General features: G+C 60.6%; 12 protein-coding genes and 1 pseudogene. All 13 read right to left on the minus strand.

Going from position 1 to position 7296, the window contains the following annotated elements; genetic code table 11:
• Positions 1-130: 130 nt before the first annotated feature.
• Positions 131-874 (minus strand): phage tail tube protein, encoded by a 744-nt coding sequence (locus tag ABWI03_RS33795; protein ID WP_298773408.1) that lies wholly within the window; start codon positions 872-874, stop codon positions 131-133.
• Complete coding sequence (locus tag ABWI03_RS33800; RefSeq protein ID WP_298773407.1) at positions 871-1332, minus strand: phage tail terminator protein; 462 nt, start codon at positions 1330-1332, stop codon at positions 871-873. Before ABWI03_RS33800 ends, ABWI03_RS33795 begins: the two co-directional genes overlap by 4 nt.
• A gap of 157 nt (positions 1333-1489) precedes the next feature.
• On the minus strand, positions 1490-1813 hold the full coding sequence (locus ABWI03_RS33805) for a hypothetical protein (protein ID WP_298773405.1): 324 nt from the start codon (positions 1811-1813) through the stop codon (positions 1490-1492).
• Complete coding sequence (locus ABWI03_RS33810; protein WP_298773404.1) at positions 1810-2001, minus strand: hypothetical protein; 192 nt, start codon at positions 1999-2001, stop codon at positions 1810-1812. Before ABWI03_RS33810 ends, ABWI03_RS33805 begins: the two co-directional genes overlap by 4 nt.
• A 9-nt stretch (positions 2002-2010) precedes the next feature.
• The gene (locus ABWI03_RS33815) at positions 2011-2343 is read right to left on the minus strand and encodes a hypothetical protein (RefSeq protein WP_353799057.1); all 333 of its coding nucleotides are present in this window, start codon (positions 2341-2343) and stop codon (positions 2011-2013) included.
• A 2-nt stretch (positions 2344-2345) separates the two neighbouring features.
• On the minus strand, positions 2346-2768 hold the full coding sequence (locus ABWI03_RS33820) for a hypothetical protein (RefSeq protein ID WP_209908250.1): 423 nt from the start codon (positions 2766-2768) through the stop codon (positions 2346-2348).
• 2 nt (positions 2769-2770) lie between these two features.
• Positions 2771-2980 carry a hypothetical protein gene (locus ABWI03_RS33825; protein ID WP_298773398.1) on the minus strand — a complete coding sequence of 70 codons (210 nt, stop codon included), beginning with the start codon at positions 2978-2980 and terminating at the stop codon, positions 2771-2773.
• Between the two features lie 228 nt (positions 2981-3208).
• A complete protein-coding gene (locus tag ABWI03_RS33830; protein WP_298773396.1) occupies positions 3209-3379 on the minus strand; it encodes a hypothetical protein in 171 nt (56 codons plus the stop codon).
• A complete protein-coding gene (locus ABWI03_RS33835) occupies positions 3376-4305 on the minus strand; it encodes a phage major capsid protein (RefSeq protein WP_298773394.1) in 930 nt (309 codons plus the stop codon). Before ABWI03_RS33835 ends, ABWI03_RS33830 begins: the two co-directional genes overlap by 4 nt.
• 15 nt (positions 4306-4320) lie before the next feature.
• Complete coding sequence (locus ABWI03_RS33840) at positions 4321-4851, minus strand: hypothetical protein (RefSeq protein ID WP_298773392.1); 531 nt, start codon at positions 4849-4851, stop codon at positions 4321-4323.
• A 140-nt stretch (positions 4852-4991) separates the two neighbouring features.
• On the minus strand, positions 4992-5324 hold the full coding sequence (locus tag ABWI03_RS33845; RefSeq protein WP_298773390.1) for a hypothetical protein: 333 nt from the start codon (positions 5322-5324) through the stop codon (positions 4992-4994).
• Positions 5325-5503: 179 nt separating this feature from the next.
• Positions 5504-6607 carry a phage minor capsid protein gene (locus ABWI03_RS33850; RefSeq protein WP_298773388.1) on the minus strand — a complete coding sequence of 368 codons (1104 nt, stop codon included), beginning with the start codon at positions 6605-6607 and terminating at the stop codon, positions 5504-5506.
• A gap of 10 nt (positions 6608-6617) precedes the next feature.
• A pseudogene (locus ABWI03_RS33855) lies at positions 6618-7296 on the minus strand (hypothetical protein); the annotation flags it as partial.

The following is a 7296-nucleotide window of genomic DNA, read 5'->3' on the forward strand; positions in this document are numbered from 1 at the left end:
CTCAATGCGTTTGCGATCACCTTCGAAGGACGCATCACCCTGAACGGTAACTAACCGACATCAAGGTCGGATCCACCGTTAATCGGACACTCCCACGCATACAAGTGCAACCTTTCAGAAGGGGTGCTGGTTAGGCAGCGGCGATGGTGAGGGTGCCGCCGGTGAGGCCGGTGCCGTCGCCGGTCACGGTGCCGCCGGGGACGGTGATGACGTACTCGCCAGCCGAGCCGGTGACCGTGAAGTCGGCGGCCTTGTAGCCGTCGTCCAAGGCGACGAGAGCCGTCTTCACTGTGGCGTTCGTGGCGTTGAACGCGATGGTGTCGGTGGTCTGGCCGTTCCAGGTGAGGGTGAAGGTGCCTGCGGTGGCGCCACCGAGATCAACGTTGAACACCTGCGCGCCCGAAGGAACCAGAGGCTTCACGATATCGCGGGGCTTTCCACGACCCGACAGAGTGAAACTGAACTCCTGCAACGCATTCGTGTCACCCGCAGCGCTGTCCGTCCACTTGACGGTAGTCTCCGCCTCGTACGCGTCAGGCAGATCATCACGTCGGTAGATGCGAGCAGTGACGATGTTGGCGGTGCCGGTCTGGCGGCCCTTCTTGCGGAGGAAGTTCTGACCTGGATCGTCAACGAAGCCGGCGGTGTTTTCACCCTTGCGCTTGCCGCCGCCTTCGATGCGGAATGCGAGGCCGGTGACGATCTGCGACGCGAAACCTTCCGAGTCGATGTCGGAATCGTCCTGCTCGGAACCTTCGAAGATCGGGGAGACGGAGGACAAGCCGCGCACTCGGGTGGGTACGCCGTTGATGTCGACTTCGAGGATCCAGTCGCGTGCGAGTGTGGATGAAAGTGACTGTGTGGGTGCGGTCATGGTGTTGCTCCTGGGTTTGTGGTGATTGTGTACGAATCGGGGCGGGTGTAGCGGTTGCTGGCTTCCAATGCGGCAGGGCCGCGGATGTGGCGGCGGCAGGACAGAATGTTGACGCCCGCCCACACGGTGTTGCTGCGTTCGTGGAGGGTGTCGTCGATGGCGCGGAACACTGTGTCGGCCATGCGTTCAACTGCCCTCACGTCGAGGCCAGCAGCCCGGAAACGTATTTGGACGTAGTAGTCGGGGGTTGCTTCGTCCTTCGATCGGTCGTCGTTGTAGACGTTGATGAAGATCGCGTTGTCGGGTTTGTCTCGGAGTTGCCCGAAGAACACCACTGGCAGTGCGCCAGCTGGGTAGGTGGTGAGGTTCGGGTCCCAGCGTGCGAGTCCGAGGTTGGTGAGGTGTTGGGCGAGGGCTTCGAGGAGTTCGACGGTGTCCGGTGCCCGAACGAGTGTCATCCCGCACCGCCACTCTGTTCCCACGCAAGAAACTCAGGAGCCTTGAGGACAGTGTCAAATGCTTGATCACCGCATCGCTTACAGGTGTACATATGGTGAAACGATTTGGCGTCACTTGTGACCGCTGTGCATACGCGCTCGAAGTGCTCACATGCGGTCATCCGAGTTGCCTCCGTATCGCTTCAGCGAGGATCTGCCCGACAACTTCCCTCGTTGCGATGCACGCGTTCTCGAGGTACTTCGCCTCACCATCCTGATGGTGATAACCGAGTTCCTCGTGCTGCCTTATCGCATACGGTCCGTCGAAGCCGACAGCAGCTTCCAACCCCTCAGCCGCAGTCGCCGCAGTGTTCCGCAGATACCCGGTCTCTTTCGGTGCCCGTTCGATCGCTTCCTGCTTGATGACTTCAGCGGCAGCGTGCAAGCCGTCTGTGATGGCGGAGCGGACTGGCTCGATCGGAAAATTCAGGGCAGTACTCATGCAGCGATCACCTCGTCCAGGTGCTCAGCGAGAGCGTCCACTGCATCTGCCACCAACAAGAGATCGCAGGGAACCATGAGCGCCTCTGTGATGACACCTACCGTCATCCGGATGCCAATCTCAGCGACATCCAAAGCGGCCACACGCTGCTCGTAGGTCATCGCTCGCAGTGCCTCAACTTCGGTCATGCCACGCTCCTAGGTCAGATCCACGCTGTAGAAGTTGGGGGTCAAACCGTTGCCGTCGTCATGGCGTTGCTCCGCCAACACCACAGCCGTGCGTCCACCGAACTCGGGTGGAAACGTCACCAGCGAGCCGACAGGAATCAGTGCAGTGTTGACATGCATGCTCACGCGGGCCTCCGAGATGACCTCGGAACCATCAGCAGCCTTCACGAGTTTGCGTTTGGTGGTGATCTTCCCGAGCACAGTCACAGCCGGATCGAACGCCGGCTCGTACGGGCCTTCGCCCGCATGCCGCTGCACCGAAACCGGCCACACAAACCACGCCTTCGCGATCTGATCAGCCACGCTCATGACGATTGCACCGCCGACGACGCCAACCCCGCCAACCGCAAAATCCGCAACGCACCAGGCGCCAAAAACTTGAGCGCATTCATCCGATCCGGAGCCGTCAAATACGTGTCATACGACAACGACGCACCATCAATCGCTGTCGTCGTCAACCGCGGCTCCTGACCGCCGGCACCCTTGATCGGATCATCACCCGACGCCAACCACGCATGCACTTGCGCGCACGTCGCTTCCTGCATCGCCTCAGACAGATCATCGTCCGAGGGTTTCCCGTTCGGGAGGGTGTCGTAGATGTCGCACTGGCATGCAGTTCCGACAAGGCCGGATGCTTCCCGCAGCATTGCAGTCAACTTCGCGGGGGCAGGTTCAGGGGTTTCCCCCATCCAGGTTTCCAGCTGATCGGCGGTCGCATAGACGAGCACGGTTACTCCTTCTCCAAGCCGATGACCGTCTTGACGGTCGCGACATCGGCCCCAGCCGAGAACAGGGAACCGGACGCGTCGCGCCGCAACTGCTCCACGATGATGCAATCCGGAAAGATCTGGACACGGCGTGTACCCGAAATGGGGATGCCGAGGTGTTCAAGTGCGGCCATCAAGTCCCGTCGCTTGAACGTGGTGGGTAGATCAGACACGGATTCTCCTCGGGGTGTTGATGGTTGGCGCGCAGACCATCTCGGTCATACCGAGATGTTTATACGCTGCTGCAAGGGGGAAAGGAACCCGGCGGTGAACCCCTCAAGCGGTCTTAACGTGGGTCTATGAGCCGTTGCCGGGCACGTAGAAACGCACCAACCACCAAGCATTTGGTCCCACCAGCCCCGAGCCGCACAGGAAGGCGACCCGGGGGTGGGCATCAGGTGCTACTCGCTCAAACCACCAACAGCGTCAGTGGTTTCGGGTTTCGCCTTGGCCGATGGCCGCTTGGCGACAGGCTTCTCGTTGACCTGAAGTTCACGCACCGCCTCAGCCAACTGGTTCAGCTTGATCGTGAACCCAGCCTCACCACGAACGAACTCCGGTACCTCGATCACGGCGTCACATCCAATACCAGCTTGACGGCACGCTTCAGCGACTTCGTGGAAGCCGGATCGTCGTAGTCGTCGGGATCGGTCACGACGCTGATTCCGAAGAACGTGTCGAAGATCGAGCGGTTAACCATGTGCGTGGAGTCGTAGTCACGAATCCAGCGCAATGCGATGCCGGCGTACGAACCGGACGCGGTATCGACACCACCCAGAGGAGTGGCGGGGACGCGGTACACCGACTGGAAAGCGGTCTTGTGGAACGCGAACGCCTCGTTGGGGTCGATGCTGTTGCACACCACGATCGGGAAGCCGGCGATGTTGCCGATGGTCGCGTTCCGGAGGGCGTTCGAGTCACCGGACTGGTCGAACTTCTTGAACTGGTCGGACTTGAGGATCGACGCTTCCACGTTCGTGCCAACAAGAAACACTCGATCAGCCTGCGGAACGTGGTAGTCGTTGAGCACACGGCGTGCGTCAACAGCAGCCTCGTAGAACTTGCCCTCCGCGATCTCCAGGACCGAACTCGTGGGGTACGCGGCCCCACGAATGGTGGTGGCGATCTTGTCCTCGACGCGCTCCGCGACAGAACGAGTCTGAGGCAGGGTGACCTGCTCGGTGAACTGATCGATGTCGAGAGTCAACTCTTCGTCGGTCAGTTCGATCGCGTTGTACGGGTGGGTGTCAAGCTTCACGTCGACCTTGAACTCGTTCAGGTCGGAGATCTCGATTGCCGCGGTCTTGTTGCGCCACGGCTTGTCCTTCGCGACCGTGCGACCGGGGATGCGGATCGACACAGTGTCGTTCTTCGGGGACCGGCTGGAAAAGTGCCGCGACGCATCAGAGGCGATGATGCCCGGAAGAACAACGTCGCGTTCGAGGACGCCGAGACCGGCAGAGAGGATCTGCTCGGCCTTGAGAATAGTGTTTGCCATGAGGTGTGCTCCTGGTTAGTAGATTTGGATGCCCGGTTTGCGGGTGGCGACGCGTTCGGCGAGTTTCTTGGGGTCCATCTCGTCGGTGTTCGCGGTTCCGCCGGTTGCCTGCCTGCCGGATCGGCCGGCGGGTGCGGCGGTTTTGATGCGTTCGGAGAGTGCTTTCGCTTTGGCGTCGAACTTGTCGGCTGGGGTGCCTTCGAGGAAGTCGAGGTCTTCGTCGGAGAGCCCGTATTTGCGGGCTGCTCGTTCGCGGGCTGCTTCGGCGCGTGCGGCTTCGGCGTCGGCTTTGGCGTCGGCGGCTTCCTTCGCTGCCTTTTCCTCGGCGGTCCGGTTCTTGGCCTTGATCTTTTCGAGTTCTTCAGCGGCTTTAGCGTTTTCCTTCGCCCGCGCCTCGTGCTTGCGTGCTTCCTTCTTCCAGTCGGTGGTTTCCTCGGCGGTGGTGGACTGTGCAGTCTCGGTTGCCGTGGTGTCCGTTGCCTGGGAGGTGTCGGTCGCGGTGGTGGCGGCGTCGGTGGTTTCGCTGGTTGCCTGTTCGTCGGCCATGCTGTTCTCTCCTTGTGCCATGCGGCATTGGCCCCGGTTGCCGTGCGGCTGGGGGCTATTGGGTTACTGCGATTCCGCCATGCGGCGGGAAACTCTGGGGATCTATCAGCGTGTATTGGGAAAACCCGATAGATCAGCGGTTAAGCAATGACAGATTCGAGAGTGTTCAAGCTCTCCAGGAACGACTCGTCAGACAGAAGGCCTCGTCGAACCTTTTCGACGTGAGGGATGCACGAGACGCGAACCTCGTCGCAGAACGGGCGATGGAAGGCCCCGACCTCGACACGTTCGACGTTCCACTCGACCTCTTCGGTTGAGAGAACAGACAGCGACAAGTGCCCGCCCCTACTCAACACCGCGGCCAGTGGATGTTCCGCAGGTATCGAAAACCCCTTGTCGAACACTGCAATGCAGTGACCGAGATGCTTCCGATTCCAGTCCCACACTCGGATCACGACAGGTTCGTTCGACATTGGGAAATTCCTTTCAGGGGAACGCGGTAGTTGATGACTTATGAGCCGGTAGGCATAGAACTTCAGAAGTTCCGGAACATTCGATCGCCAACCCACAACATGGTTGCGGCAGCGGTTACAGCGATGGCACCAGGCACTATGAGCAGTAGCCACAAGGGATCCATCAGTTACTCCTAGGGTTAGCGTGCGCCGAGGCGTTCGCGGTTAGGCCGGCGTTTCAGGTCGTGTTGCGCGGTGTGAGCTGCGATCGCGGCCTGCTGCTGCTTCAACCGGGCAACCAACTCGCGTTTGCGTTGCGGGGTGACTGCCACGGCCTGCTGCTTACGGGTGTCACGGATAGCGCGTTCCATCGCCCGCTGCTTCTGCGACGCCGCATACCCTTCCGGATCCGGCCTCGTCTCGAACGTCCGCGAAGCTCCCGGCACATAGCCCGTTACGGCGTGTCCGCAGTTCTGATGACCAAATCCGGCAGATGTCGCTTCACGCATCGTCGCCTTGATCTTCACCTTCACTGCTTTGCCGCCAGTTGCGTTCTGGCGGATCACTGTGCCGGTTTCACCGTCCAACGAGAGGATCTGACCTTCGAATGGCTGGCACACAGGAGCCGGGTTCGAGTGGCTGGATACGACAACCAGGTTGTGGCCTCGTTCGAGTAGGCGATCCGCGTGTCCTTGGCGGAGTTCTTGGTTGACGATGGTCCGGGATTTCATCTCGATGTAGGAGGCGAGGGACCAGTTGCGGCCGGCAGCGTCTTTGAAGCCGGTGACGCCACGTTTGGTGAGGATGTCGAGGGCTTGCTGTGCCGCATCCAGGCGTGTACCCGATCGGACACCCGATGACCTCGCGATGATCTGCGTTGTCACCTGTGAATGCAACTCCCCCGCGGCACCCGGAATCCGAGCAGTCACCTGCGACAAAACCTGCTGCCCCGCGAAGATCGCGGCCCGAGTCTTCCGATCCCGAGCAGGTGTCACAGGCGGAACCGGCGGGGCTTTCGGTAACGCCTTCAAGTCCTCGTCCGCAGCCTCCCGGCCACGCTCAGCAGCACCAGCAACCGCACCCTCAACCAACGCTGGCATCTGGGATTGCAACTGCAACGCCAACAACTGCGCCTGCTGCCGAAACCGCAACATCTCCGCCGGCTGCCGCGCTTCCCACTCTGGTGTGTCGATGCCCGCCACAATCGCTTCGGCGAGCATCGCCATCAGAGCCAACTCGGCTTCGGTGTAAAGGTTGATCAACTCGTCGGGGAGGCCTGCTGCTTCAGACGGGTCGAGCGCCATCGCCTACCCCCTAGAAACCGCCTCCGAAGCCGCCTGATGGATCAGGAACCGCGCCAGCCTTATCGATCGCCGCGGCTTCCTCGTCGATCCACTTCTCGTCCTTGTCCTGATTCAGGTACGCGACCTTCGTCCTCGTGGACGCAGCATTCGACGTAGACCAATTCAAGACAGTCCGCGACTTCGCCTCATCAGATTCACGAGCGAACTCAGGCCACTCGATCTCCAACTCCTCAGACGGAGCAACACCTTTGAACTTAGCGGCATCGATGCGGAGGCAGATCGTCGCCAACGGAGCAAGAGCTGCACCCCAATAACGGGCCTTACCGTTGGTCGTGATGACCGTCCACTCCTTCTTCCCCTGCGCCTCAGTAGCCGTCTGAGCAACCTCATCCGACATACCAAACGACACAGGCGAATACCCGGTCTTGCGGAGCACTTCACGGATCAGCATCTCCGCGCCCTGATCATGCTGAAGGACACGGATCTCGGGCTGATGGAACTGGAGCATCGACATCGAGGTACCTGTCGAGCCGACACCAGTGCCGACTGCCTGAAACACTTCCCGATCCTCCGACAGCGCCATGCCTTTGCCGGGGGACTGTCTGAATAACGGTGGATCCGGTCCTTGATTCAACACGCCGAGCTGAGCTTGGCGGGAAGGATCGACGATGACCGAAACACTTGATCCC

It is taken from the genome of Rhodococcus baikonurensis (genome assembly GCF_040489275.1).
In the GTDB taxonomy this organism is placed as follows: Bacteria; Actinomycetota; Actinomycetes; order Mycobacteriales; family Mycobacteriaceae; genus Rhodococcus_F; species Rhodococcus_F baikonurensis.

Coding starts and splice junctions, on each gene's coding strand:
- ABWI03_RS33795 (WP_298773408.1), bottom strand. CDS start 874: ATGACCGCACCCACACAGTCACTTTCATCCACACTCGCACGCGACTGG.
- ABWI03_RS33800 (WP_298773407.1), bottom strand. CDS start 1,332: ATGACACTCGTTCGGGCACCGGACACCGTCGAACTCCTCGAAGCCCTC.
- ABWI03_RS33805 (WP_298773405.1), bottom strand. CDS start 1,813: ATGAGTACTGCCCTGAATTTTCCGATCGAGCCAGTCCGCTCCGCCATC.
- ABWI03_RS33810 (WP_298773404.1), bottom strand. CDS start 2,001: ATGACCGAAGTTGAGGCACTGCGAGCGATGACCTACGAGCAGCGTGTG.
- ABWI03_RS33835 (WP_298773394.1), bottom strand. CDS start 4,305: ATGGCAAACACTATTCTCAAGGCCGAGCAGATCCTCTCTGCCGGTCTC.
- ABWI03_RS33840 (WP_298773392.1), bottom strand. CDS start 4,851: ATGGCCGACGAACAGGCAACCAGCGAAACCACCGACGCCGCCACCACC.
- ABWI03_RS33845 (WP_298773390.1), bottom strand. CDS start 5,324: ATGTCGAACGAACCTGTCGTGATCCGAGTGTGGGACTGGAATCGGAAG.
- ABWI03_RS33850 (WP_298773388.1), bottom strand. CDS start 6,607: ATGGCGCTCGACCCGTCTGAAGCAGCAGGCCTCCCCGACGAGTTGATC.